The 24,907-nt window shown below is 55.2% G+C and carries 23 protein-coding genes and 2 pseudogenes; 10 read left to right on the forward strand and 15 right to left on the reverse strand.

Annotated features, from left to right (window positions below):
* The coding region (locus tag ABD76_RS08235; protein ID WP_197253431.1) for a transposase at positions 1-193 on the forward strand (193 nt) is incomplete at its 5' end.
* Between the two features lie 424 nt (positions 194-617).
* Here the strand turns inward: ABD76_RS08235 and ABD76_RS08240 are convergent.
* From ABD76_RS08240 to ABD76_RS08250, 3 genes are read right to left on the reverse strand one after another with little or no spacing between them, the layout of a single operon-like run.
* Positions 618-1,187 (reverse strand): TlpA family protein disulfide reductase, encoded by a 570-nt coding sequence (locus ABD76_RS08240; protein ID WP_197255888.1) that lies wholly within the window; start codon positions 1,185-1,187, stop codon positions 618-620.
* A gap of 24 nt (positions 1,188-1,211) precedes the next feature.
* Entirely contained in the window at positions 1,212-1,751 is a 540-nt protein-coding gene (locus ABD76_RS08245) for a MauE/DoxX family redox-associated membrane protein (protein WP_197255889.1), read from the reverse strand.
* Between the two features lie 2 nt (positions 1,752-1,753).
* Positions 1,754-3,430 (reverse strand): ABC transporter ATP-binding protein, encoded by a 1,677-nt coding sequence (locus ABD76_RS08250; RefSeq protein WP_197255890.1) that lies wholly within the window; start codon positions 3,428-3,430, stop codon positions 1,754-1,756.
* A gap of 238 nt (positions 3,431-3,668) precedes the next feature.
* Between ABD76_RS08250 and ABD76_RS08255 the strand changes: the two genes are divergently transcribed.
* Entirely contained in the window at positions 3,669-4,217 is a 549-nt protein-coding gene (locus ABD76_RS08255) for a redoxin domain-containing protein (RefSeq protein WP_197255891.1), read from the forward strand.
* Between the two features lie 54 nt (positions 4,218-4,271).
* On the opposite strand, the gene ABD76_RS08260 is transcribed toward ABD76_RS08255, so the two are convergent.
* The 3 genes from ABD76_RS08260 to pepV all read right to left on the reverse strand — a co-directional run bounded on the left by ABD76_RS08260 (position 4,272) and on the right by pepV (position 7,848).
* Positions 4,272-5,966 carry an ABC1 kinase family protein gene (locus tag ABD76_RS08260; RefSeq protein WP_197255923.1) on the reverse strand — a complete coding sequence of 565 codons (1,695 nt, stop codon included), beginning with the start codon at positions 5,964-5,966 and terminating at the stop codon, positions 4,272-4,274.
* On the reverse strand, positions 5,926-6,297 hold the full coding sequence (locus ABD76_RS08265; RefSeq protein WP_197255893.1) for a phasin-related domain-containing protein: 372 nt from the start codon (positions 6,295-6,297) through the stop codon (positions 5,926-5,928). Before ABD76_RS08265 ends, ABD76_RS08260 begins: the two co-directional genes overlap by 41 nt.
* A 111-nt stretch (positions 6,298-6,408) precedes the next feature.
* Positions 6,409-7,848: a dipeptidase PepV gene (gene pepV, locus ABD76_RS08270; RefSeq protein ID WP_197255898.1), complete on the reverse strand. Its 1,440-nt coding sequence runs from the start codon at positions 7,846-7,848 to the stop codon at positions 6,409-6,411.
* A gap of 315 nt (positions 7,849-8,163) precedes the next feature.
* Here pepV and gpmA point away from each other — a divergent pair, with 315 nt between their 5' ends.
* A complete protein-coding gene (gene gpmA, locus ABD76_RS08275) occupies positions 8,164-8,910 on the forward strand; it encodes a 2,3-diphosphoglycerate-dependent phosphoglycerate mutase (protein WP_197255899.1) in 747 nt (248 codons plus the stop codon).
* 80 nt (positions 8,911-8,990) lie between these two features.
* Here gpmA and ABD76_RS08280 read toward each other — a convergent pair whose 3' ends face one another.
* From ABD76_RS08280 to ABD76_RS08295, 4 genes are all read right to left on the reverse strand, one after another.
* Positions 8,991-10,097, reverse strand: a complete 1,107-nt coding sequence (locus ABD76_RS08280) for a Ger(x)C family spore germination protein (protein ID WP_197255900.1) — start codon at positions 10,095-10,097, stop codon at positions 8,991-8,993.
* Positions 10,094-10,525, reverse strand: a complete 432-nt coding sequence (locus ABD76_RS08285) for a GerAB/ArcD/ProY family transporter (RefSeq protein WP_197255902.1) — start codon at positions 10,523-10,525, stop codon at positions 10,094-10,096. The genes ABD76_RS08280 and ABD76_RS08285 overlap by 4 nt, the downstream gene beginning before the upstream one ends.
* A gap of 151 nt (positions 10,526-10,676) precedes the next feature.
* On the reverse strand, positions 10,677-12,110 hold the full coding sequence (locus ABD76_RS08290) for a spore germination protein (RefSeq protein ID WP_242069450.1): 1,434 nt from the start codon (positions 12,108-12,110) through the stop codon (positions 10,677-10,679).
* 123 nt (positions 12,111-12,233) lie between these two features.
* Positions 12,234-13,103, reverse strand: a complete 870-nt coding sequence (locus ABD76_RS08295; RefSeq protein ID WP_197255903.1) for a hypothetical protein — start codon at positions 13,101-13,103, stop codon at positions 12,234-12,236.
* 150 nt (positions 13,104-13,253) lie between these two features.
* On the opposite strand from ABD76_RS08295, the gene ABD76_RS08300 reads away from it, so the two are divergent.
* Complete coding sequence (locus ABD76_RS08300; RefSeq protein WP_197255905.1) at positions 13,254-13,652, forward strand: DUF3221 domain-containing protein; 399 nt, start codon at positions 13,254-13,256, stop codon at positions 13,650-13,652.
* A 73-nt stretch (positions 13,653-13,725) separates the two neighbouring features.
* Here the strand turns inward: ABD76_RS08300 and ABD76_RS08305 are convergent, their stop codons facing one another.
* Both ABD76_RS08305 and ABD76_RS30380 read right to left on the reverse strand, forming a co-directional pair.
* On the reverse strand, positions 13,726-14,298 hold the full coding sequence (locus tag ABD76_RS08305; protein WP_168178120.1) for a thymidine kinase: 573 nt from the start codon (positions 14,296-14,298) through the stop codon (positions 13,726-13,728).
* 91 nt (positions 14,299-14,389) lie between these two features.
* The gene (locus ABD76_RS30380; protein ID WP_197255907.1) at positions 14,390-15,664 is read right to left on the reverse strand and encodes an NUDIX hydrolase N-terminal domain-containing protein; all 1,275 of its coding nucleotides are present in this window, start codon (positions 15,662-15,664) and stop codon (positions 14,390-14,392) included.
* A gap of 287 nt (positions 15,665-15,951) precedes the next feature.
* Between ABD76_RS30380 and ABD76_RS08315 the strand changes: the two genes are divergently transcribed.
* The gene (locus tag ABD76_RS08315) at positions 15,952-17,025 is read left to right on the forward strand and encodes an acyl-CoA dehydrogenase family protein (protein ID WP_197255909.1); all 1,074 of its coding nucleotides are present in this window, start codon (positions 15,952-15,954) and stop codon (positions 17,023-17,025) included.
* Positions 17,026-17,138: 113 nt separating this feature from the next.
* Here the strand turns inward: ABD76_RS08315 and ABD76_RS08320 are convergent, their stop codons facing one another.
* Positions 17,139-17,327 carry a hypothetical protein gene (locus ABD76_RS08320; RefSeq protein WP_197255911.1) on the reverse strand — a complete coding sequence of 63 codons (189 nt, stop codon included), beginning with the start codon at positions 17,325-17,327 and terminating at the stop codon, positions 17,139-17,141.
* Positions 17,328-17,500: 173 nt separating this feature from the next.
* Positions 17,501-18,424: an aldo/keto reductase gene (locus ABD76_RS08325; protein ID WP_197255913.1), complete on the reverse strand. Its 924-nt coding sequence runs from the start codon at positions 18,422-18,424 to the stop codon at positions 17,501-17,503.
* Between the two features lie 318 nt (positions 18,425-18,742).
* Here ABD76_RS08325 and ABD76_RS08330 point away from each other — a divergent pair, with 318 nt between their 5' ends.
* Together ABD76_RS08330 and ABD76_RS08335 are read left to right on the forward strand one after the other, a co-directional pair.
* The gene (locus ABD76_RS08330; protein ID WP_197255915.1) at positions 18,743-19,072 is read left to right on the forward strand and encodes a thioredoxin domain-containing protein; all 330 of its coding nucleotides are present in this window, start codon (positions 18,743-18,745) and stop codon (positions 19,070-19,072) included.
* Between the two features lie 138 nt (positions 19,073-19,210).
* On the forward strand, positions 19,211-19,783 hold the full coding sequence (locus tag ABD76_RS08335; protein ID WP_197255917.1) for a class I SAM-dependent methyltransferase: 573 nt from the start codon (positions 19,211-19,213) through the stop codon (positions 19,781-19,783).
* Between the two features lie 117 nt (positions 19,784-19,900).
* On the opposite strand, the pseudogene ABD76_RS08340 reads toward ABD76_RS08335, so the two are convergent.
* Positions 19,901-20,113, reverse strand: a pseudogene (locus ABD76_RS08340) (DapH/DapD/GlmU-related protein); the annotation flags it as partial.
* Positions 20,114-20,174: 61 nt separating this feature from the next.
* Here ABD76_RS08340 and ABD76_RS08345 point away from each other — a divergent pair.
* The 3 genes and pseudogenes from ABD76_RS08345 to ABD76_RS08355 form a co-directional block, all read left to right on the forward strand.
* Positions 20,175-20,840 carry a tetratricopeptide repeat protein gene (locus ABD76_RS08345; RefSeq protein ID WP_197255919.1) on the forward strand — a complete coding sequence of 222 codons (666 nt, stop codon included), beginning with the start codon at positions 20,175-20,177 and terminating at the stop codon, positions 20,838-20,840.
* A gap of 321 nt (positions 20,841-21,161) precedes the next feature.
* The gene (locus ABD76_RS08350) at positions 21,162-23,936 is read left to right on the forward strand and encodes an endo-beta-N-acetylglucosaminidase (RefSeq protein ID WP_197255921.1); all 2,775 of its coding nucleotides are present in this window, start codon (positions 21,162-21,164) and stop codon (positions 23,934-23,936) included.
* 624 nt (positions 23,937-24,560) lie between these two features.
* Positions 24,561-24,907 (forward strand): annotated as a pseudogene (locus ABD76_RS08355) (group II intron reverse transcriptase/maturase); the annotation flags it as partial.

A 24,907-nucleotide genomic window follows, 5' to 3' on the forward strand; every position in this document is an offset into this window, starting at 1 on the left:
GCAGCACGAAGAAGGGATCCTTCGGTGGTTCCATAGTAAGATGACGAACGGCTTGTTGGAAGGCATTAATGGTCTGGTTCAAGCAGCTAAACGTCGGGCCAGAGGCTACAGGAACGTAGAAAACTTGATTGCGATGGTGTATATGACAGCCAATAAGCTTCGTTTGCCGTTGCTCGCGGCGCGCCGAGCATAATAAATCCCTTGCCGCCTTCTTACCCTGCTTCAGATGTAGAAACAGCGGTCAAGCGAACTCCTTGACGGCTGTTTCTACATCTGAAAATCTCTTAAAGGCGGAAGGGGTTATGAAACTAATATTCAACACTGTACCCACCCAGTAGAGCGAAGAGCCAATCTTCCTCACGTTGCATCTTAACGCGCAGAGTCGTCTCCTGCCGCTCCGACGCCCTTTGCATTATCCAAAAAGTGTCCTCCTGGGAGTACTATGTCGATCGGGATACGGGGGAAGAGTGTACGAGGCCAAGTAAAGTAAGATGCGGTTGCTAGGCACAAGCCTGTGTTTGCCAGCATGAGAATGCATTGAACCAGGGAAGCGATTTTGCCTCTGACGAGATGCAAAGTCGCTTCTTTCTGTGGCCGTTCTTCTTACCAAGCGAACTTTACTCATTCATCACCGGCAAGACCCGGTCATGGGGGCGCTCCGTTTCATTCTCCAGCATATTCCACAGCATGTTCGAATTCATTAACGAACGATGGGATTCAAGTATTCCGTTTTGATTCACTACAAAAGCATAGGGAACTTTGGTTACGCCATAAGCTTCCATGATGTCCGCAGAGCGAATATAGTCGATGCCGGAAGCGAGCATCGCCTGAATCTCTTCGTCATCGGATTGCTTATCCGTATTGATAACGACGATATGAATATCCCAATTCTCAACCGCTCTTTTTAAGTCAGGCAATATGCTTTTGCAGGTTTGGCATGTCGTATTGATAAAGAGAAGCATCACTTTTCTTTGGCTGAACAATTCCCTTAAGATCACTTTGCGCCCGTGTGAACCCCATTCACGAAAAAGCGGAACTTGCTCACCGATTTGCAGATCGGTTAACGAAATTCCGCCCACGCTTTTTATTTTGGCCAGAAATTGACCAATGAGCCTTGCCAGCATGTAGATAAGCAGCAGTTGGATGAGCACCAGCATTAAAGTGACGATAATGAGAAAATCGGTCATTCGAATATCACTCCCCGTTTGTTTTCAGATCAACATCTTCATAAGGTGAACAAGTTTTTTCTTGATTTGGAACAAATCCTTGAACAGATAAAGCAGCGAAAAAAGAATAAGCGAAAGCATGAGCAGCTCAAGTTTATGGAGAAGAGCAATCTCTCCTGCGTATGACGATTGAAATTTCCATAGAAGCACAACCGAACAACTGAGCAGAAGATTACGAAGCACTAATCCCCAGTGCAGCTGTTCATTTTCGAGTATCCCGCCGCAGCCGCACTGGATATGCCGATGCCCGCGCATCAAATTGAAACCGATTGCAATGGTATAAATACTTAGGAGCGAACATATGGAAACCGCATGATAAACCGTGCTGCCGTTCAAGAAAGTCGAGAGGCCTATGGCAAGCTCGGCCGCGGCAAACACGATAAAAGACGGAACGATAAACCGGGTTGGCACCATTTGATAGGCATTCATGATGCGAATGTGGTCACGGTAGTTCCGCGCTTTATGTAAAAAGGTGGAGAGAAACAAGAAGGCAACTAAACTTTGGAACATAAACACCAGAGCCATGTTTAGACGACAACCCCGCTTTCCTGGTTATAAATTTGGGTTTGCGCGCGATGTAAACGATGGTATTCTCCCTGTTGGCGCAACAGCTCCCTATGTGTGCCTTCCTCGACGATTTGGCCTTCCTTCATCACCAAAATATAGTCCGCCTGCACGGCGACGCCAAGACGATGCGTAATGATCAGCACCGCTTTGTCATCGTTCCCTTGAAATAATTCATGGATAATATCAAGCTCCGATTCCGGGTCCATGGATGAGGTGGGCTCGTCAAGTATGATGAGATCGCTATTCTTGAACAGAGCTCTGGACAAGGCCAGCTTTTGCCATTGCCCGCCCGATAATTCATGGCCTCCTTCAAAATGACGCCCTAGCAATGACTCATATTGCTCAGGCAGCTTTAATATATGTTGATGAATTTTCGTTTTTATGGCGGCAGCGATCACTTCGGACTTGCTCGGGTTGTTCAGATTGCCAAAGCCGATATTCTCCCGCGCGCTGAATTCATATTCAATGAAATCCTGAAATAAAGCGGCAATCCGTTGGTGATAAGATGCAATATCATAGTTATGCAAAGGAATTTGGTTGACGCATACCGTATTTTCTCCCGTTTCATACAGGCCCAGTATGCATTTAATCAGCGAGGTTTTGCCGGAGCCGTTTTCTCCGATGATGACTATCTTTTGTCCTTTGTTAATAGACAGATGAATATTTTTGAGGGTCGGTTTTGTTTGGTTCGGATAAGTAAACGTGAGATTTTGCACGCTGATCTGATGAATGGCGCCGCATTTGATGTGAGAAGGCGAACTTGACAACTCCTTTTTTTGTTGAAAAGATTTGAAATCCTCGATATACAAACTGATTTCATAAATATTGGACAGCGATGCGGAAATTTCGGTTAAACCCGACTGAATATTTTGAATCGATTGCAAGGCTGCCACAAACGCCCCGATTTCTATCTTCTTGGCCGAGATCAGCAGGATAATGAGAATCCCGGAGACAATATAGGTTAATGTGAGCAGCATGCTGCCGGCAAGCTCCCATATGCCTTGATTTTTGGATAAATTGTATTTTTCTTGGGCGCTCCGCTTATAGAACGAAGACCATTTTTCGATCAGATGCGGGCCCAATCCAAAGAGGCGAATTTCTTTCAAAGAATCTCGCTGGCTTAGGAGTTCGGAGATGTACATTTCTCTTCTTTGATAGGGAGTCAAAAATCGAGTGAGAACATATCTTTTATTGCCAAAACGGATATGAACCATCAGGATAGGAATCGAAAATACAAAGATAATGACCAGCAATCCCCAATGGATATTGGCAATGTAGCCAACTAAAGATAGAACGGTGATGATGGTGCTTCCTAAAGTCATGATGGTCTTGACCAGGGATACGATTTGGAAGTGGCTATTGATAATTCGCTGGTTTTGATCATAAAAAGACGGATCCTCGAAGGTCGAGTAGGGCAGGTTCATAATTTTGCCGAAGATCTGCTTTTTGAGCACCAGTCCGAGCTGATTTTCAAGTTTTTGATCATTTAATTGCGAGAAAAATTGCAGAATATAGGCAGAAAGGATGATGACCATTTGAAAGCTTAAAATCGATAACGCCGTGGCAAATCCATGCCCGGGTTGAGCGATTAAAATAACCTCGTTCACGAGTTCTTGCATCGTCCATACGCCAAGCAAAGGCAATAAACCTAGCGCGAGATGAAGCGCAATGGAAACGTAAAAATACGGTCTGTGCAATCTCCAGATATAAAAAACGGCAAACCGGGAGCCGTTCCAAATATTTGAAAAGGAATACATCATTTCTCGCCTTTCATCAATATTTGCTATCATAGTAAAAAACAAGTATGATATAGATTGAGTATATACATAATTTGGTATATGCGCAAGGACGAGATTTTTTATGCGGAGGTTGAATGTGGTTATCTATTTTCAATTTGCTGTGCTGGCGTGCGTTATGTTCGCAACTGTCGTGCTGTATAAATACTTGTCCTCTATGCTTCATCGAACGAAAAGCATGGAAGGAGAAGAGGAGAGCCGCCGCCTATACCCCTTGCTGCACCAGCGAGCTCCCTCGTTTGTCTTGCCGGATGCCGACGATACCCTCTTTGATTTGAGCCATGCCATAGAGAAGAAGGGAATACTGCTGATTTTTATCGATTCTCATTGCCCTTACTGCATTCCTTCATTAGAGAGATGGATTCAGGCAAATATGGAGCGGGGATCCGATCTGCATGCTGCCGTTTTGCTAAAAGAAAGCGAAATTGGCGGCTACAAAGAGCTGTATAGCCAGAGTAAAGGAATCCGTTTTTTGCAAGCCGGAGAAAAGTTATTTGAATCCTACCAGATTACGGAATATCCGTACTTTGTCTATGTAAATTCCCGGCAAGAGATTGAGTATGCTTCTCCGGATCCGGAGGGATGGCGGGGAAAGAAGGACCTTCTGCTTCACAGCCGCGCAGTGTAAAGAGGATAAATGCGGGGAGACGCGTCCTTGGCGCAGCTCCCCCGTATTGTGCGGCTAGAACCTGCCGGATCGGAAAATCGACAGGAGCAGCCAGATGAACATCAAGGCCGCGATGAGGAAGCCGATCTCGATCGCGGGAATATCCCAGAGCAGCATCGGCTTCCTGCTGAGCGAGGAGCCGACGATCAGCCCGACCATAATGATGCTGAAGGCAAGCAGCACAATGCTGAAGGAGAGCCGGTTGCTGATCTGATCGAGCTTGTGCAGCACATGCTCCAGATCGCGCAGCTCCATTTCGGCCTTGATCTTGCCCCGGCTGAGGAGGGAGGACAGCCGGCTCGCCTGCATCGGCAGATCGGACACCGCTTGCGCCAGATCGAGCGCTCCGCCGACCACCTTCTTCTGAATGCGGCGGAAGCTGTATTTTTCCTTCAGCAGCTTCACGCCGAACGGTTCGGCCATATCGAGGATGGAGAGGGTCGGATCGAGCCTCTCCACGATGCCTTCCAAGGTGAGCAGCGCCTTCGCCAACAGAATCAGATCGGGAGGGAACACGATCCGGTGCTTCTCGGCGACGGCGAACAAGTCATGGAGAGACTGGCCGAGGCTCACCTCGGAGAACGGCACGTCGTAGTACCGGTCCCGCAGCCGGTCCAGGTCGCGGCGAAGCGCCTCCATGTCCGTCTTGTCGGAGATGAGGCAGAGCCGCGCAATCGCACGGAGCATGCCCGAGGTTCGATGCTGCATCAGCGCGATAATCAGCTCCGCTAAATACTCCTTCATTTCCCCGTTCAGTTGGCCCACCATGCCGAAGTCGATGAGGGCGATCCGGCTCTGGTCGAGCACCATAATGTTGCCGGGATGGGGATCGGCGTGGAAGAAGCCGTCGATGAAGATCAGATGCAGCATCGCGTGCACGAGGCGCTCGGCGATCCGTTTGCGCTCCGGCCCGTCCGGAAGCCGTTCCGTATAATGGTTCAGCATCATGCCGTCCACATATTCCATTGTCAGCACCTTGGCCGAAGAGCGATCCCAATCGATGCGCGGAATATGGATGCCTGGGTCTCTGCGCAGCAGATGCGCCATCTTGTCGGTGTTGCGCCCTTCATGCTGATAGTCGAGCTCGGCGATCATCGATTGGGCGAATTCCTGAACCATCTCCGGAATCTGATACTCGGACACCCAGGACCAGCGGCGCGTAGCCGCTTCGGTCAGCCCCCGGAGGATTTCCAAATCCCGCTCGATAATGGAGGTAATGCCGGGCCGCTGCACCTTGACGGCCACCGCATCGCCGTTCGGCAGCCAGGCCTTGTGAACCTGGCCGATGGAGGCGGCGGCGAGCGGGATATCCTCGAAGCGCAGAAAAAGCTGCCCAAGCGGCCGGCCCAGCTCGTCCTCGATGATGCGGCCGGCTTCGGCGCCCGTGAAGGGCGGCACTTGGTCCTGCAGCTTCTCCAGCTCATGAATAATGCTGCCCGGCAGCAGATCGGCCCGGGTGCTGAGCAGTTGGCCCAGCTTGATGAATGCCGGGCCAAGCTCCTCCAGCACGAGGCGAAGGCGCTCGCCCAGCGTCTTCGTCTGCAGCGTCTCCTGCGTAATCCAGCGGCGGGGCAGGGATAACACCCGGCGCAATCCGATTTCCTCGACAATATAGCCGAAGCCATGACGCATGAGCGCCATGGCGATATCGCGGCAGCGGCCGGCATGCCTAATCCGCACGGCCGTCCGTCTCCATATTCGGCTGTCCATCTTCTTCCCGGGGGTCTTCCGGGTCAGCCCCTTCGAGCGCGGCAACCCGCTGCTCCAGCATCATCACCCGCTGCTTCAGCGCGATCAAGTCGGAGCCGGCGGCCACATCGAAGTCCTGCAGCTTGCGCTTCACCATATCCTGAATCGAGGCGCTGAAGGAGGCCTGCTCCTCTTCTCCCCGTTCCACCAGTTGGTTCACGAGCGCCTTGGACTGCTCGGGAGCGAGTTGTCCCTTCTGGACGAGCTCGTCGACGGCGGCTTCGATTTTCTCTTTGCTGACCACGGCCAGACCCCAGCCCAAGGAGAGCGCTTTTTTCAACAAATCACTCACGTTCCCAATCCCTCCCTCATCGTTATATCCCTAATATGCCCAGGAGGGTCCGATTTCATTGATAGGCCTTAGAGGCGGGAGAGGGCGGGGACCGCGAGCCATCCGCTTCAATCAGTCTTCCAGATTGGCCAGCTCATAAATGGCGCGGGCATAGATGGCGGTTGCCTTCAGCAGATCGTCGATGATGATGTACTCATCGACCTGATGCGCGGTCTCTTCGCGTCCCGGGAAAAGGGCGCCGAAGGCTACGCCGTTGTCGAGGAAGGCCGCATAGGTGCCGCCGCCGGTCGTGAGCAGCGTAGGCTCCAACTGCGTCTCTTCCTGGTAGATTTGCTGGAGCGTCCGAATCATCGGATGGTTCCGATCGACATGATGCGGCTCCTTCAGATCAATCTCGCGATCCATCTCGATGCCGTACTCCGCAATCTTCTCCTGCAGCGGCTTCAGCACATCGGCAGAGCTATAGGAGACCGGAAAGCGGATATTGAGATGGAAGAACGGAGCCGACTCGCCATCATATTGGAAAATACCCGCATTGACCGTAAGCGGTCCGGTAATGTCATCGACACAGGCAATACCGAGGGCGGTGCCCAGATGGTCATCGACCAGATGCTTGTCAATGAACCCGATATACCGGGCGGCATCCGGCTGGAAGGTGTAACCCGCAAGGAAGCGGATGAGCTTCAAGGCGGCGTTGACGCCGACATGCGGCTCCATCCCGTGCGCCGATTTGCCCCGCATGCGCAGGGTTGCTTGACCTTCGCTCACTTCCGCGGCGCCGGCGAGTCCCGCATCGGCGCAGTACCCCTCATACCGCTTGGCGAGAGAGGCGAGCGCCTCCGGTTCGCCCGCGACGACGGCGACGGCCGATTCCGGCACCATATTGGCGATGCCTCCGCCATCGAAGCGGACGAGCTTGTATTGCGGCGCCGCAGAATCGCCGGAGGAAGAACCGCCAAAGCCGCGGAGGTAGAACTTCGTATTGATCTGCCCCTTCTCCGCATGAGTAATCGGGAAATCCGCATCCGGCGCGAACCCGGACACCGGCATTGGTTCCCGCTCGGTATAAGTCTTCATGCATTCCATTCCGCTCTCTTCGTCCGTTCCGAAGATGACGCGCACCCGGCGCTTAAGCGGGAGGCCCAGGTCCTTGACGAGCTTGAGACCGTAGAAGGCGGCCATCGTCGGGCCCTTGTCATCGATCGCGCCCCGGGCGAACAGCTTCCCGTCGCGGATATCCGGCTCGAACGGCGGGGTGGTCCACTGCCCGGTCGCCGGGACGACGTCCAGATGGCACAGCACGCCCACATATTCTTGCGCCCCCTCATTCCCGTATTCGGCATAGCCGACATAGCCGTCGAGATTGGCGGTGCGGAACTGCTCCCGCTCCGACAGCCCGAGCATATAATCCAGCGCCTGGGCGATATTTCGTCCCATCGGCTGTCCCGGACCGGCCGTAGCATTATCCTTCGTGCTCTCGATCCGGAGCAGGCCTTGCAGGTCGTGCAGCAGCTCTTCTTTTCTCTTCTCGACTTCAGCCAACCAGTTCATGTCTACACGCTCCTTCAGCATGGCGTTCGATACCAATGTAATATGTAAATTTGATCTTCTCCTTCCCGACTGCGGGAACGGATGCAAGCCAAGTCAAGCTTCGCTCTAAAAGTAGTATAAAGCGGGAGGCGCAAAATACTCAACTTTCTTATCCGCCGGGCCATCGTGTCATCGGGGCATCTTGTGCCGCGCGCCCGGCAGAATCGGCGCGGCAACGCAGGGAAGCGCCGCATTCGATATGGCCGCCGAAATTTGCTATAATCATCCATATCATAGATACCGGCTTGAACCGGATGAAGGTAGGAGGGATTTGAGATGAACAAACTCGTATTGCTGCGCCATGGCCAGAGCGTATGGAATTTGGAGAACCGCTTTACCGGCTGGACCGATGTCGATTTGTCGGAGCAAGGCCTGAAGGAGGCGCGTCTGGCAGGAGAAATTTTGAAAAAGCATGGCTACACCTTCGACGAAGGGTATGCTTCGGTGCTGAAGCGGGCGATCCGCACGCTCTGGATCGTGCTGCATGAGATGGATCTCATGTGGATTCCGGTCCATAAGACATGGAAGCTCAATGAACGGCATTACGGAGCGCTTCAGGGTCTGAATAAGGCGGAGACGGCCGAACGGTACGGGGAGGAACAGGTACAGCTATGGCGCCGTTCCGTCGATGTGAGACCGCCTGCGCTGGACCCGAGCGATCCGCGGTATGAAGCGTCCGCTCCCCAATACAAGGATCTCCGCGAAGGAGAATTCCCTGTGACGGAAAATTTGGACGATACGGAAGCCCGCGTGCTCAGCTATTGGAATGAGACGCTCGCTCCCGCCATCTCGGGCGGCAAGCGAATCATCGTATCCGCTCACGGCAATACAATCCGGGCGTTGGTCCGGTATCTGGACAATCTGACGTCCGACGGCATTGTCAGTCTCAATATCCCGACCGGAACGCCGCTTGTCTATGAATTGGATGACTCCCTCGCGCCGCTCCGGCGTTACTATCTGGGGCCCGACGGCGAGATTCCGATGGAGGACTTCCCCCATCTGCCGTACGGAACGAACCGTTGATGCCATAATGAAGCCTCCTGCCATTTTCCCGGGCAGGAGGCTTTTGTGCGCATCGGACAGGCTCGCCCCGCCCCGCTCCGTTATATTTCCATTTTGCCGGACTCTTTAATCCGGACTTTGGGGTTCACGGTTACTTTGATATCCGGGAAGGCGTCATGCCAATCGAGTGCTTTCCACGCTTTGTATCCGATCCGGTTGCGGACATATTGTCCGAATCCGAACGGATCGACTTTTTTCTCCTGCACGGATCGTATCATGTCCTCGGCTTCTTTTTTGATATACTCGGTCATCATCTGCTCCAATCGCCGCTGGTTCTCATAATGCCTGGACGACAATTTCCCGGTGTATTCCAATATGGATCCGCTGATTTCGAGATCGACGCGGACTTCGATATCGCGCCCGTTCCGGTGAGAGACGCTAACCGTCCGCTTGTTGGACATCGACCCAAGCATCACATGCTCTTTTTTGCCTCCTTCCCCTTCCAGTTGGAACATCATCTCTCCGTTCGGGGAGCTGCTTCGCAGTATGGACAGAAGGAGACCCTTCGGTGCGGGAATCTGCCCCACATACTGTTCCCCCCGGAATAACGCGATGCCCGCCACTTCGAGCGTTTCGGGATGCGCCTTCATTACCGGCGCAACCGGATCGATCCCGTCATCGAACAGATCCCGGATGAAGCTGTACATACTCACTTCGGGAATCATGGAGCTTTCGATGACCGAATGCAGCAGCTTGTCGATATATTCCCCTGTCGAAGGATAATGGGGGTAACTCGCCGCGATAAGGTCCTTTGCTTTGCCATCGACGATGATGACGTGAATTTTACTGCCGACCGACGGATCCCTCAGCAGCGTATCCAGATGCCGCCACGTTCCTTTGCGGGTGACCTCCAGCCCGAACAGAATATTCCGCATCTGTCCGTTGACCAGCTTGCGGTTGTTCTGCCGGTTGAACCGCATGCGGGCTTCCTTCGCCGTCCTGGCGACGGTGGATAGCGTGAGCTTCTCCTGCTGGTTCGACTTCGGAATGCTGATTGTCACCTCGAGCAGTTGTTCGCCTTCCGGTGATTGCCCCGCGCTATCGAATGCGATTGAACGGATGAAGCCGATCTGCTCCAAAATATTTTGATCCCGGCAGGCGGTAAGCGACATCGACAGCAAGCAGATGAGCACAGCCAATCGTCTCATGAATGCAGCCTCCTTTTCCGGTGCCGCTGCCTCCACAGCAGCAGAAGCAAAAAGACAGGCGCTGCGAAGGAGAGGCCGATTTCAATAAAATAAGCATTCCGCAGCCACAGCTCCGACTTGCGCAGGATATTCGGGAGAAAGGCGGTGCCGTAAGCGAGACATACGACAATGAACTCCAGCAGCTTGGGACGGGCATGAGGAATGACCCGGCGCAGCGCTTGCACAGACGCAAAACAAAACATGACGGCAGAAGCCAGGTTCGTGAACAAGAAGATGGTAAACGTAATATTTTCGATCCGAGTAATAAAGGGCAGCTCGATATAAGCCAGCAGATTGATAATCGGATATTTGAGCAGCTGCAACTGCCGAAGGCTGAAGAATCCGTAGGCGGTAACCAAGACGAGCGAGATCAGGAAGATATTGAACAAGGCCGCTCCGGACAAAGGAGAAGCCCGATCCAGCCGTTTGTGCCGAGATTTTCGGCTGAGATTCGCGGCAGGACGAACAGCAGGACATTCAGCTCTATGGCGTAAATTAAGATGGCAATGTGGAACCAATTCAATTTTTCCCGCATCTTAATCACCGCTTCATCTTGTTCTTCACATCGTTAACCGTACGGGCGATAGAGGGCCTGAAGATAAGCTTCGCCAAAGGGCCGCGGATGAACGTATCGAGCCAGTCGAGCCGATTCATCGGGGCAACGGGCGTCAGATACGAGGTGCCGAGGTTCGTTACTCCCGCCAGGTGTATGACGAAAAGGCCGAGCCCGACCATAATGCCGAAGTTGCCCCATATCCCTGCCAAAATGATAAACAGAAAGCGGATGAGCCGGATGGAAGCGCTCATGATATAACTGGGAATGACGAAGGACGCAATGGCTGAGGTGGCGACGGCGATAATCAAAATATTGCTCGTGAAGCCGGCCTGTACGGCAGCCTGTCCAATGACGATCCCGCCCACGATCCCGATGGTCTGGCCGATTTTGGTCGGCAGGCGGGCACCCGCTTTCCGAAGCAGCTCGATAGTCGTCTCCATCAGCAGCGCTTCGATTAACGGGGGAAACGGCACCTTGCTCCTGGATTCGGTCAAGTTAAGGAGCATCGTATGCGGTATCATCTCATAATGATAGGTCGTTACCGATACATAGAAGGCCGTAAAGCCGATCGTGATGATAAAGCCGACGAGGCGAAGCAGTCGCAAGGCGGAACCGATATGCCAGCGCTGGTAATAATCATCGGGAGACGAGAAAAATTCAAAGAACGACGTCGGGCTGATAAAGGCGGTGGGACTTCCGTCGACAAAGCCGACGATCCGGCCGGCGACGAGCTTCGATACGGCGGAATCGGTTCGTTCGGTCGTCATGAACTGCGGGAAAATGGAGTTCGGATTTTCATCGATCATCTGCACGAGCATATGAGCCTCAAATACGGCGTCAATCTCCATTTCCTTAATCCGCTTCTTTAATTTCTCGACATGCTCGGGATTGACGATATCTTCGATATACATAAGGACGACATCCGTCTTCGAGATTTCGCCGACGGACAGGCGGATCGCTTTCAGGTGGGAGCTGCGCACCCGTTGGCGCACGACAGCGACATTTTCTCTCAGATTCTCGACGAATCCGTCATGCGGCCCGGAGATCGCCGTCTCGGTCTCCGATTGCTCTACGCTTCTGCCGACAGGGCGGGCAATATCAATCAAGTACGTAAGGGTATGATGGAACAAGGCCGCTTTTCCTTGCAAAATGCCATCAACGCACTCCTTGGACGTACGGGCCAGCGAATACTGCGGCCGGGAGAGCATATCCGACGCTTCTTGATCGGTAGCGCGGTCGAATGGGGCGATGACCTCGCGGAGCAGTTCATCGTGACCGGCCAGTCCCGCTATATAAAAGACATGGATATGACAATTCGGGAAGGAGCGTTCCTGGAAATCCATGCAATCCTGAAATTGCTTGCGCACATGTTCCTTTTTCGGGCTGCCGGAATCGTTCATCATCAACGGATCGTACAAGGAGAATTGTGTCCAATCGGAGAGTGAATTACTCTCCGACCCCGAAATCGGGCGTATAAAAACGAGCCCGACGCTCGCATGGGAGCAGTCCGGGCCCGTATAACCGGCATCACTCAATAGGATTTAACGCTCCGATCGCAGTCTTCCTCCATGGCGGATCAGCCACTCTCCGGTTTCCCAGTCGGATAACCCGGCGGCTTCCGATTCGTAGTATAAATCGAACCGGATGCCCATGCCGCTGTCCCAGGGGCTTTGAACGCTAACGGATCGGAAAATGTTTTCCAACCCCGGAATGGCAAATCCAGCCGGCTCCGGGAACATTTCCTCCAGCTCTTGCCGCGAAATCTCCGTCTCCAGCGCGAATTGAAACACCGGTTTCTTCGTATAGACATCGTACACGAATTCGAACTTCGGCGTTCTTTTCACCGTAAATTCGGTAATGTCGGTCCTAAATTCGGCGTCGCTGGCCGGAATGATGAATGGCCAATCCTCTCCGGGATAACGATACAGATTGCTTACGCTGCCTATCTTGGCCATTGCTGCATCCCACTCGGATTTGTCTAAGTCGGAAGCGGGGATATTCAGCCCGACATGATCGACTCCTGCCAGACGGCCCTGAAGCTGGTGGAACAGATAGGATATCGTATTTGCCGCGGCCTGCTGATGATGGGCGGCGCCGTGCGGCGGGTTCGCCGCTTCGCCTGTCATTGGGGAACTGTCGATGCCCCCGGTTGCCGCGTTGACCAGAAGAGGATGCTGACGCCAATGAAGTTGAATCTTCTCGTCGGTATTCAACAGGATCATCGGGAGCTTCATGTCCCCCGTCCGGAACTCGATCGCCGGCAGAGCCGCATCCCCACAGGAGGGGCGCAGAGCCCTTTCTGTGCGGAAGGCGGGGATCTGCTCCAGCAAGGCATAGAGATAACCGCACCATTCCTTTTCCGCCTCTGTGGCGCCAGGAAAAAGAAAGATGATTTTATCCAATCGTCTCATCGTCTGTTCCTCCCGATATAGTTTTATAGTCAGTACTCTGAATAATATTGATTTGTGACAGTTTTGTTAATTAACGGAAAAACAAAAGGATACTAATCTTTTATATAGAAATATATTCCTGCACCAAAATATAGAAGGAGGATCATAAATATGATTACCAAGAAAAAGTTAGTGGTTGGGGTGCTCGCTCTCTCATTAGGTTTAGGGTTTACGGCAGGAGTAACGCCGACCTTTGCGCATGCGGATGAATCCGCATCGACGAGAATTTCTGGCGCATCCATTGAGGACCGGGAACTAGTGCCTTTCACCGGATATGTCATTTCGATCGGTGACACGTATATGACGATTGCGAATGCGCCTACAAAAGAAGAAGCGCTGCAAGGGGAGTGGTGGGATCTTGTGAATCAAGGCAAGATATTATTAGTTCCTTCTCCGAAAAATGAAACCTATGCGGCAGGAGACAAAGTAAAGGTATATTATAAAGCGATGACGATGTCACTCCCGCCGATTGCGATTTCCCCTATTCTTGAAAAAGTCACCGACGAATAGAATCAACTCCGAACCCAGCGCCGTTAAGGTGCTGGGTTTTTGGCCAGTGTGGACCCCATCCTTGAATAATCCGTTACAAAGGAGGATGGAAGTAACAACGGCGGCATACCGGGTAGTACCGTTCATTGCCGCCAATCTGGATCTGCTCGCCGGAATAGACGGGCTTGCCGTCGTCGCCGATGCGAAGATTCATGGTTGCCTTCCGTTCGCAGAACCAGCAGATCGTTTTCATTTCCTCGATTTTGTCCGCATACAGCAGCATATAACGGCTGCCCTCGAACAGCTCATTGCGGAAGTCATTCTTGAGTCCGAAGCCCATGACCGGAATATCCAGCTCGTCGACGATGCGGGCCAACTGGAGGACCTGCTCCTTGGTCAGGAACTGGACTTCGTCGACGAGCACGCAGGAGACAGGGCCGCCGTGCAGGGAGACCTCCCGGAATATATTCGTATCGGCATGGACAAGCCGGGCCGGGCGCTTCAAGCCGATGCGGGACGACACATACCCGACGCCGTCCCGATCGTCCACTGCCGAGGTGAAGATAAGCACCGGCTTGTTCTGCTCCTCATAGTTGTGGGCCACCTTGAGCGCTTCGATCGATTTGCCGCTGTTCATCGCTCCGTAGCGGTAATAAAGTTGAGCCATTGCTGCCACTCCATTCTGCAGTTGTTGAAGATCTTGTGATGATGCCGGGTCTGTGCGCACACATTCTCTTCAGATCGTCATATTGGAGGAATCAATCGAATAAGGCGGGCTGCTCCGGCCGGCGATTGAATTGGAACAGCATGTGAAGCTGCGCTGCCGTATTGCGCTGCACGGAAAGAGCGGGAAGATCGTCTTCGGGGAAAAAGCGGGCGTCTTCCGTCTCGAGTCCGCCGCTCGCCGCGCCGCCCGACAGCCGGCATTGAATGAAAATTTTGTAGACATGATGGGGCTCGGGAGGATGGCGGTGCAGCCGCTTATCGAGCACGGCCAGCAGACGGACCGCTTCCGCGTCATAGCCCGATTCCTCCTTAATCTCCTTCACGGCGACTTCGGCCGGCGAGAGGCCCACATCTGCCCAACCGCCCGGCAGCGCCCAGCATCCGTCCGATTTCTCCTTGACCAGCAGGATCCGGTTGTGTTGGAAGACGACGCCGCGAATGTCGACCTTCGGGGTGGCATAGCCGCTGTCCCGGGCGAAGGCCAGCTCCACCGTCCGCTTCTCCGCGCCGGACTGCTCCGCCATCATGGCGACGCTGATGTCGCGCAGCTCTTCGTACCGCTCCCGGTCATAGATATCCTGGCCGTAAGCGAGCCCGGTCTGGGCGATCGCCTGAATGCGCAGCGTCCAGTCGAGCCAGCGGCGATCGGCGGAAGAATCGCCTCCCTGGCTGCCAATGACGTCCAGCAGCTCCCGGGGATGCCGCAATATTCCGTTCGGCTGAGTCTCGAATTGCCGCGTCTGCACCGTGCCGAACCATTGGGCCGCGAACGTGAGGACGCCGGCTCGGCGGCCTGCGGCGATATCGGCCTCGCTGTCGCCGACCCATATGATCTCATTCGGAGCCAAGCCGATTGTCTGCAGAAGCCGATGGATGCCTTCCGGATGGGGCTTCGGCTGCCGCACGTCATCGCCGGTCACCGCCTCGTCGATATACGCGTCCAGTCCAAGCAACCGGACCGATATCTCGTAGGAGCGCCGGCTCTTGCCGGTCAGGACGCCAATGGACAAGCCCCGCGCCTTCAGCTCGCGCAGCAGGTTCATGACCGCCTCCGAGGAGCGGGCCCGGCTCGGGTGCCAGCGGCGGTAGTGCTCATAGTATGCTTCGATCGCTTGCGGGAGGAAGCCCTTATGACGGAGGTTGGCCGCCAAAATGCCCTCTTCCGTCGGACCGAACATGGACATGATGTCATGGTCTGTCAGCATTCGCTTGTCATAGGTTTGGAAGACCTGCCGAAATGCATGCAAAGACAATGGCAATGTATCCGCCAATGTGCCGTCGAAATCAAACAACACCGTACGAATCATAGTCTTGCCCTCCGTTTCCGCCCGGGAATGGTCCGATCCGGCTCCGCGGCTTGCCTGCGCGAAGCCTGTCAAGGAGCTGTCTCGGTTCACTTGCTTCTTATGATAAAGAATGGAGGCGGCCAAAGCAATGGCGCAAATCGAAGGCGGAAGCGCTCTGCCCGTCCCGGTACGCTGCGCCTGTCCTCTGCCGGGGTCCTATGTTATATTGGAAAAGAGCAGGGCGGGAGCGGGCCTGTTCCCGTCCCGGAATCCATGCCATCAAGACCGGAGAAGCAGGAGGGATGCCGATGTTTTTCAACTCAGAAGAAATTGCGTATATCCGCGAGCGGTCGGCGGACATGGAGCGGTCCGGAAGCCTGGCGCCGGGCGTCCTCGATCTGCTGTTCAATAAGGGCTGGTTCAAGCTGTTCGTGCCGAAGCGTCTGGGAGGGAGCATGACGCCGCTGCCGGAGGCGGTTCGCCTCTTCGAAGAAGCTTCCTGGGTCGACGGGAATGTAGGCTGGACCATAACAATCGGTTCCGGGGGCGGCTTCTTCGTTCCGTTTTTGCCGCCCGCGTCCGCGGAGCGGTTGTTCTCGCCGCCGGAGGCGGTCGTGGCCGGCTCGGGCATGCCGACGGGAACGGCCCGCCGCGTCGAGGGAGGATATATCGTCACCGGTCAATGGAAATATTGCAGCGGTTCGAAGCATGCGAGCCTGTTCACGGCGAATGCGTTGATTGAGCATAATGGCGCCGCTGCGGAGCAAGAGATGCGCGCGTTCGCTTTTCTGCCGGATCAGGTGACGATCGAGGAGGATTGGGATGCCTTCGGCCTGCAGGCGACGGACAGCCATACGATATCCGTGCGGGAGCAATTCGTGCCGGAGGACATGACCTTCGTGCTGACGGAGCGACAGACGGAGGACCGGGATCCGATCTACGATTATCCGTTCCTTCCGTTCGCGCAGGCATCGTTCGCCGGCGTCGCTATCGGGCTGGGACGCCGCTTCCTCGACGAAGCGGAACGGATGCTGGAAGCCCGGCGCGCCGCCTGGTCGGCCTCCGAACGGGCCGCCTTCGTCGAGCGGCTGCTCGCGGCGCAGCGCTTGAAGCTGGCTGCCGCTGTCGAGCCGTTCTACAGCGAACTGGAGTCGTCATGGGGGCGGGTAGCCGATGGGGATGCGCTGGACGAGGATGAGCAGGCGCGCGTGACCGCGTCCTGCCGGCATGCGGCCCGGGCCGCGCTCGAATGCGCCCAAGCGGTCTTCCCGTACATGGGGATGACGTCGGTCATGAAGAGCGACCCATTGAACCGGGTCTGGCGCGATCTGCAGACGGCCTGCCACCATTCGCTGCTCGTCTCGTTCGAGGACGGGGCGTAGCAGGCTCGGCACGCGTCAAGCCTTCTGCCCTGCCTGCTGAAGGCTGGGGCCGTCGCTCAACGCGAACAAGGGGATGCGGCCTGCGCATCCCCTTGATCCATTGCGGAACGCTGCTAGGATCCACCCGTGCGGCGCCGCTGGTTATTCGGCTTCTTCGTATTCTGGCTTTTTAACACCTTGGCTGCCGATGATCCGGAAAAGCCGCCTTTTTGATTTGCCTGCTGCTTCTTCTTCTTGGCCAGCATTTCTCTCATCGCATCCGCCAGATTAATTCTCTTCGGCTCATTTTGCTGTTCCGCCATTCCTTACACCTTCCTTCGCTTCTGCCGGCATATCTTCTCCCGCGGAGCCGGTTCAACTGGCTCCTTACCGATAAGACTATCATGGGTTCCGGAGTATGGACAACTCCGTATATCAAGACATATTCCTTCACATGCAGGGATGCCACACCAGACGCCCGCAACCGGCTTGTCCGTTACTGATCCGCCCAGATCTGCGGATGATCGTCCGCGGCATGCCGCGCCGCCCGGGCGTTCCTCTCCACCTGCTCCTCATTCTTGCAGCCGGGGATGACACAGGTGACCGCCGGATGGCGGAGACACCAGGACAGGGCCCACTCGGCCATGTCCATGCCGGCGGGCACTTCGTTCTTACGAATCTCCTCCACCTGCTTCAGCCGCTCGTCGAGCTCTTCGCGGCCATGGCGATGGCGTACATCATTGGCGGCGAACTCGGTTCCCGGCTTGTACTTGCCGCTCAGGAAGCCGCTCGCGAGCGGTACCCGCGCAAGCACGCCGAGATCCTGCTCGAGACAAGCAGGGAACACTTCTTCCTCGGGCCCGCGATCGAGCCGATTGTAGACGAGCTGAATCGCGCCCGCTCCGACTTGCGTCGCCGAAGCCGTCTGGTGCATGCTGTTGCTCTTGTTCAGCGACAGGCCGATATGCCGGATCGTCCCTGCCTGCACCTGCTTGTCAAGCATCGTCCACAGGTCATCGTTGTCGAACGCCTGATCATTGCCCGAATGGAATTGGTACAGATCGATATAATCGGTCTTCAGCGCCCGCAGCGACGCTTCCAACTGCCCGCGCACCTCATCCGCCCCATACCGGTCCGTGCGGTTCAGATGGGAATGGAATTGATGCCCGAACTTGGTGGCGACGACCCAGTCTTCCCGCTTGTCCCGCCGCAGGAAATCGCCGATGAAGGCTTCCGACAGGTGGTCGCCGTAGCATTCGGCTGTATCGATCAGGTTGATGCCGAGCTGCTTCGCCTTATGTAAAATACGATCCACTTCCTGCTGCGTATAGTCGTGGCCCCACTCGCCGCCGAACTGCCATGTCCCGATGCCGATGACCGACACTCTCAAACCGGTCCGTCCCAATCTGCGGTATTGCATGCCTCGTCACACCCTTCCTTTTTTCGCAATGGTCTTGTACCCATAATATCACAGCCGGACGGTCAATTCGAAGCGGCAGCGTTCGGGGCGCAGCAGCGCGTTTTCCATTATAAAAAAGGATGACGAAGTCGGCTCTGCATGTGGTATCTTATGGAAGGGACGAACCGGTTCCAATTCTGAGGATTTCGAGGAATAAAATGGCCGATTGGCACTTTGGGAAACTCCCGAAAGTACAGCTGCAGCCTAACCTCAGAAAAAATAATTTTCGCATGAATTGATACGGGGAGGGGTATATAATAGTGGGGAGGAGGTGTTCTCGTGCCGGTTGTGGAACTAACGGATGCCACATTTGAAGAGCATATACGGAAGCATCCGCTTGTGTTGGTTGAATTTTGGGCCCCTTGGTGCAAGCCCTGTCAAGCCATGGCTTCCGTCATGGAGCAGTTGGCCGCCGAAGCCGAAGGGCGGGCAAGCATCGCCGCATGCAATGCGGATGTGAACTTCGTCGCCGCCGTCCGTTATCAGCTTCAAGGCATTCCATCGATCGTCGTGTTCAAGGAGGGCAGGGAGTTCGCGCGCAAGGTTGGCACCCAGCCGGTATCCGTACTGCTGGGCATGATTGAGAGCGCTCATGAAGCCGATTTTTAATCCGGAAGGTCCGGTCATAATCGGGACTTCTCTCTGTTGTTGGCTTTGGGCTTCTTGGTTAAGATGAATGAGATGTGAATTGCAGCGGGCTTCCTCGGGAGACGCCGCGCATCAGGTTGATGTCAAGGAGGAGAAGAAATGTCAGAACGTCGCTTCAACCCGGAGAACATGGCGAGGCTGGACAGTCCGGAACGCCGTCAATCGCTCCCCCCTGAGCGCCTAGTCGCATTATTGAACATCGAGTATGGCGACACGGTCATCGATATCGGCGCAGGCACAGGATACTTCACCCTGCCTGCAGCGAAGCTGACCCGGGGCAAGGTGATTGCGCTGGATGCCGAGCCGCAAATGCTGGAGGAACTGCAAAAGCGGGCCCGCGAGGCCGGGCTCGGCCATATTCAGAGCCAGCTCGGAGAGATTGAACGCATGCCGCTGCCGGACGGGGCGGCCGATCATGTCATCGCCTCGCTCGTGCTGCATGAAGTGGAGCCGCCGGAGCAGGGCTTGAAGGAGATTCACCGCATTCTGAAGCCGGGCGGCCGGGTGCTGATCGCCGAGTGGGACGTGAAGAAGCCGAAGGAAGGCCCGCCGCCCGCTCATCGGATATTGTCCGATGATCTCCTTCATGCGATGCTGCAGCTCGGCTTCAAGGAGATCAGCGTCTCTTTTCCTTCTGAACAATATTACGTGATGACCGGCATGAAGGCATAGCTCTTCGGAGACGGGGGTCATCATCGCGTGTCATCCGAACGGCGCCAGCCGGATGCGAAGCCTCAAGGCCCGCATCCGGCTGTTCTGGTTGCTGAATCGCGGTCCGGTCCGGCTGTGCTATTGGACGTCGATCGTCTTGATGATGCGCGCCGGGTTGCCGCCGCCGACGACATTATCAGGCACATCCTTCGTGACGACGGCTCCCGACGCGACCACGACATTGTTGCCGATCGTGACGCCCGGATTGATGACGGCCCGGCCGCCAATCCAGACCCGATCGCCGATCGTGACCGGCTTGCCGAACTCTGCCCCGGAGCTGCGCTCAATCGGATAGGGGCGGGGTCCAGATTATGGTATACTCGGATCATTATGAGTAGAGGTGGATGTGAACGTGAGCAAATTTTTGGCCTTTGGCATGCTATATTGGCTTTTGGGCAATCCGATTGCAGCCATCATCGTGCTGCTGCTCCTTCTATATGTGCTCGACCGGCGCTTTGTCGGTCTGTCGCCGAGCTTGTTCAAGCCGTTGAAGCGAAGGAACCGGATCGGGAAGCTGAAGCAGCAGCTTGGCACCAACCCGCATGATGTATCCGCCAAGATGGAGCTCGCCCGGCTGCTGATCGAGCGAAGAGCCTACCGGGAAGCGAGACAATGGCTGGAGCCGCTGCAGGAGACGATGGATCATTCGGCTGAATTCTGGGATGATCTCGGAACATGCTGGCTGCATACGGGCGAGCCGGAGCAGGGAGAAGCGGCAATCAGGAAGGCATTGGAGCTGAACCCCCGGGTCAAATACGGCCAGCCGTATCTCCGGCTCGCTTCCTTGTATGCAGAGACGGATAAGAACCGGGCGATTGAGGCTTTGCAAGCCTATCAGGAGGTTCATTCGTCATCCTGCGAATCATATTACCGCCTCGGTAAGCTGTACGAGCAGTTGGGCCGCAAGGAGGAAGCCCGGGAAGCGTGGAGCCAGGCTGTCGGGATCTATCGCTCGCTGCCGCGTTACAAGAAGCGGGAAGAACGGAAATGGATGCTCAAAAGCATGTTCAAGCGGTAGCGGAGCACACATCCTGGCATTCGGCCGTAATCGGTGCAAGCGTCGCTGTTGCTTGCGCTGCCGCTGCCAGCCGGTACCATTAAGAGGTTAATCCGGAAATCCCAGTAGTGGAATAATTAAAGGTTCGGGAGATTAATTAAAGGCGATTGTCCGATTGGGGATAATTGCTCTTTTTTTTGCGGCGCAAACGTTTACAATGGACTTGTCGTTGTGTGGAAGCGTTATCTTTTTCGTTGCGGCTCAAGCGGCCGCGGCGAAAATTGGAGACAAATTATTTCCATGTGAAAAGTATACATAATGGACCATTTGGAGGGATTTTTCATGAAACGCCTAAAACCAACCGTTCTGTCCCGCAGCAATATGAAGCGGAAATTTGCCGTATTGCTCAGCACGGCGATGATCGCCGGAGCGCTCACCGGATGGGCCGGACAAGCCCATGCCGCGCAGCCGCATTCATCCTACTGGTATCCGGATACCTTGCTGGAATGGTCGCCGCAGACAGACAAGGATGCGCCATTCAATCGCGGCTCGGTGAAGCTGAATACCGAACGGGTGCAGGGCCATAAGGTGAATCCGAACGCCAAGTCGGAGCCGAAGGTCATGGCCCTCGCCTCCATGTACAAAAGCACGAGCGGCGCGCCGTCGCAAGGGAACGATCAGTTCCATGGCTATGCGTTCAGCTACTGGCAGTATGTGGACAAGCTCATTATGTGGGGAGGTTCGGCAGGGGAGGGGCTGATTGTGCCTCCGAGCGCGGATGTCATCGATGCAGGCCACAAGAATGGCGTTCCGGTGTATGGAACCGTTTTCCTGCCGCAGAAGGAGCATGGCGGCAAGATCGAATGGCTGCGCGATCTGGTGCAGCAGAAGGAGGACGGATCGTTTCCGGTGGCGGACAAGCTGATTGAAGTCGCAACGTATTACGGCTTCGACGGGTGGTTCATCAACCAGGAGACGCAGGGGGCGACGCCGGAAGATGCGCAGCTTATGCAGCAGTTTCTGAAATATCTCCAAAAAAAGAAGCCGTCCCATATGGAAATCATCTGGTACGATTCGATGATTAAGGAAGGGCCGGTCAAATGGCAGGGCGCCTTGACGGACAAGAACAGCATGTTCTTCCAGGACGGGGAAGAGCGGGTCGCGGATCAGATGTTCATCGACTTCCGCTGGCAATTCAAAAAAGAAGGCCAATATGATTACGTCACGCCGTTTCGGAACTCGCCCAAGCTGGCCGACAGCTTGAAGCGCGATCCGTATGATCTGTATGCGGGCATGGATCTGGAAGGCGGCGGGGGATACCAGGGCAAATACAACTTCCCGGTATTGTTCCCGGAAGACGGCACGGCCGTAACCTCGCTTGGGCTCTATCGTCCGGACTGGGCATTCAATACGACGAAGACGAACCAGGATTTCATGGAAAAGGAGCAAAAGCTCTGGGTCGGGGAGAACCTGGACCCGTCGAATACGAAGGCGCAAGGCAACGCATGGCGCGGCATTGCCCATGATATCGTGGACAAGACGGTGATTACAAAGGCGGACTTTATTACGCATTTCAATACGGGGAACGGGAAGCAATTCAGCGTGAACGGGAAAAAGGTTCGCGATCGCGAATGGTTCAACCGGAGCCTTCAGGATATTTTGCCGACCTGGCGCTGGATGGTGGACGAGCAGGGCCAGAAGCTGAAGCCTAGCTTCGATTTCGGCACTTCCTTCTACGGCGGCAGCTCGCTGAGACTGCTCGGCACGGTCGCGCCTGGGGCTTCCACGAACGTGAAGCTGTTCAAGACCGACATCGCGGCGACGTCCGCCTTGCAAATGTCGCTCATCTATCAATCCAATAGCGAAGCGGCGGATGTCAACATCGGTGTCGCCTTGGAGGGAGCGCCGGACGAGTACAAGATCGTGAAGCCGGCTTCCACCGAAGAAGCTGGCGTTCATGGCGATTGGACGCGTGCCGTCTACGACTTGAGCCCGTATGCGGGCCAGAAGATCGTCGGCGTCTCGGTTCAAGTGGAAGGCAAGGAAAGAAACAATCTGTACGCGCTCAACCTCGGCCGGCTCCAGATTGGCGATCGGAACGACAAAGCGGCGGCTGTCGGGCAAGTTTCCGATCTGAAGCTGATCGAGAACGATGTGCGCGACGGCATTTATGCCGATGCGCGCCTGACCTGGACTTCGCTCGGCGACGATGCGATGCTCTACGAAGTATACCGCGTCCTGCCGGATGGCTCCCGCGAGTTCGTCGGAGCGACAGGCAACAACTATTACTATGTGTCCGAGATGAAGCGGAGCGGCATGGAGAAGGAGACGAAGCTGGCGGTCTTGCCGGTGAACCGCCACTATAAGCAAGGCCGCGCGGCGGAGGTATCGTTCGAATGGCCGGCCTATCCGGCGCCGAAAGCGGACTTCGAGGCCGACAAGACCTTCGTGGCGCCGGGAGAAGCCGTGCAGCTGACGGACAAATCGTCCGAGGTTACGGCAGAGTGGGAGTGGAGCTTCCCGGGCGGCACGCCGGCTTCCAGCACGGAGCGCCATCCGAAGGTGAGCTATGCGGAGGAAGGAACGTATGAGATTACGCTGAAGGCCAAAAACGCGGCCGGCGAAGACGTCATGACGAAATCGAAGCTGATTACGGTATCCAAAGAGGCGGCGTTCCGCTCGGAGGATCTGGCGATCGGGGCGAAGACGGAGGCGTCCAGCTTTGTCAATGACAGCGAAGCGCCGCAATTTGCCGTCGACGGAGATATGACCACGAAGTGGTGCGCCGTCGGCAGCGGCGAGCATTGGCTGACGGTCGATCTGGGGCAAGCGCATGAGATTACCCAGTTCGTCGTTCACCATGCCGAAGCAGGCGGCGAATCGCCTGCCTTCAACACGCGCGAATTCAAGATTCAACTGAGCATGGACGGGGAGAACTGGAGCGATGCGGTTACCGTGACCGACAACGACAAGGCGACGAGCAAGCACGCCATCGCGAAGACCGAGGCACGCTATGTCCGTCTGCTCGTGCAAAAGCCGACGCAGGGCGGAGACACGGCGGCGCGGATTTACGGCTTGGAAGTGCTCGGTTTGAAGAACAAGCCCGCAGCGGAGTAAGAGATAAGAGGATAATAATTGGTGAAAGCAGGCCGGAGCAGATCCGGCCTGCTTTTGATGGTGCGCCCAGCATGGGCGCTATCTCTAGGGTTCAAGTCCCGAACGGTGAAGGCAGTAGTAGCCGTAGCTTAAGACAAGGGTGTCGACCGTGAGGTCGAATCTGAAGGAAGTCGGCGGCAAATCTCCGGTCTGAGGAACACGAACTTCATATAAGGCTAGCGCATGTTGGATGAGGTTGCCAAACAAACCAAAGTCCTTACTGCCGAAGGCATGCGAAAGTAAATGAAGCAGATAGATGGAGAGGAAGATAGCGCTCTTACCTGGGGAGATCTGTATGAACGCAGAGTAACTCTGTAAATCTGCCTGTGAAGGCAGACTGAACATACAGAAGTCAGCAGAGGTCATAGTACGACGGTTGTGACGTCAACGGTCGGAAGGACTGAACATGTTATAGGAATTGAACAACTTGGATTTCGAATGTAAGCAATGAAGGCAGACAATCTCCTGTTTTTATTCTCGGAGACCTATCTGGGGAAGTAGCGGTGAATACGCAAGGGTATCCAGAAGGGCTGAGCTTACAGCGGCATGAACAGAAGAACAATTCACGCGAGGAGTATGTCACGAATGATGGAGTTGCTGTTGTCACGGGAAAACTTGCTAACTGCACTGAAACGTGTGGAGGAGAACAAAGGAAGCCACGGCGTAGACGGAATGGCCGTAAAAGAGTTACGAGCCCACATCCTGCAAAACTGGCAAGAAATCCGTCACCGCTTGAAAGAGGGAACCTATGAGCCAAGTCCAGTCCGTCGGGTCGAAATCCCGAAACCGAACGGGGGAGTTCGGCTATTAGGCATACCAACCGTGACAGACCGATTCATTCAACAAGCAATAACGCAAGTATTGACACCGGTGTTTGACCCTGCATTTTCCGAACATAGCTATGGGTTTCGTCCGCGCAGACGAGGCCATGA

The sequence above is a fragment of the Paenibacillus dendritiformis genome (assembly GCF_015845845.1).
GTDB lineage: Bacteria > Bacillota > Bacilli > Paenibacillales > Paenibacillaceae > Paenibacillus_B > Paenibacillus_B dendritiformis_C.

Excerpts from the sequence above, each read along its gene's own strand:
- ABD76_RS08295 (WP_197255903.1), bottom strand. The coding sequence starts at position 13,103 with ATGAGACGATTGGATAAAATCATCTTTCTTTTTCCTGGCGCCACAGAG.
- ABD76_RS08260 (WP_197255923.1), bottom strand. The coding sequence starts at position 5,966 with ATGGACAGCCGAATATGGAGACGGACGGCCGTGCGGATTAGGCATGCC.
- ABD76_RS08245 (WP_197255889.1), bottom strand. The coding sequence starts at position 1,751 with ATGGCTCTGGTGTTTATGTTCCAAAGTTTAGTTGCCTTCTTGTTTCTC.
- ABD76_RS08280 (WP_197255900.1), bottom strand. The coding sequence starts at position 10,097 with ATGAGACGATTGGCTGTGCTCATCTGCTTGCTGTCGATGTCGCTTACC.
- ABD76_RS08320 (WP_197255911.1), bottom strand. The coding sequence starts at position 17,327 with ATGGCGGAACAGCAAAATGAGCCGAAGAGAATTAATCTGGCGGATGCG.
- ABD76_RS08350 (WP_197255921.1), top strand. The coding sequence starts at position 21,162 with ATGAAACGCCTAAAACCAACCGTTCTGTCCCGCAGCAATATGAAGCGG.
- ABD76_RS08335 (WP_197255917.1), top strand. The coding sequence starts at position 19,211 with ATGTCAGAACGTCGCTTCAACCCGGAGAACATGGCGAGGCTGGACAGT.
- ABD76_RS08305 (WP_168178120.1), bottom strand. The coding sequence starts at position 14,298 with ATGGCTCAACTTTATTACCGCTACGGAGCGATGAACAGCGGCAAATCG.
- ABD76_RS30380 (WP_197255907.1), bottom strand. The coding sequence starts at position 15,664 with ATGATTCGTACGGTGTTGTTTGATTTCGACGGCACATTGGCGGATACA.
- pepV (WP_197255898.1), bottom strand. The coding sequence starts at position 7,848 with ATGAACTGGTTGGCTGAAGTCGAGAAGAGAAAAGAAGAGCTGCTGCAC.
- gpmA (WP_197255899.1), top strand. The coding sequence starts at position 8,164 with ATGAACAAACTCGTATTGCTGCGCCATGGCCAGAGCGTATGGAATTTG.
- ABD76_RS08300 (WP_197255905.1), top strand. The coding sequence starts at position 13,254 with ATGATTACCAAGAAAAAGTTAGTGGTTGGGGTGCTCGCTCTCTCATTA.
- ABD76_RS08325 (WP_197255913.1), bottom strand. The coding sequence starts at position 18,424 with ATGCAATACCGCAGATTGGGACGGACCGGTTTGAGAGTGTCGGTCATC.
- ABD76_RS08315 (WP_197255909.1), top strand. The coding sequence starts at position 15,952 with ATGTTTTTCAACTCAGAAGAAATTGCGTATATCCGCGAGCGGTCGGCG.
- ABD76_RS08240 (WP_197255888.1), bottom strand. The coding sequence starts at position 1,187 with ATGACCGATTTTCTCATTATCGTCACTTTAATGCTGGTGCTCATCCAA.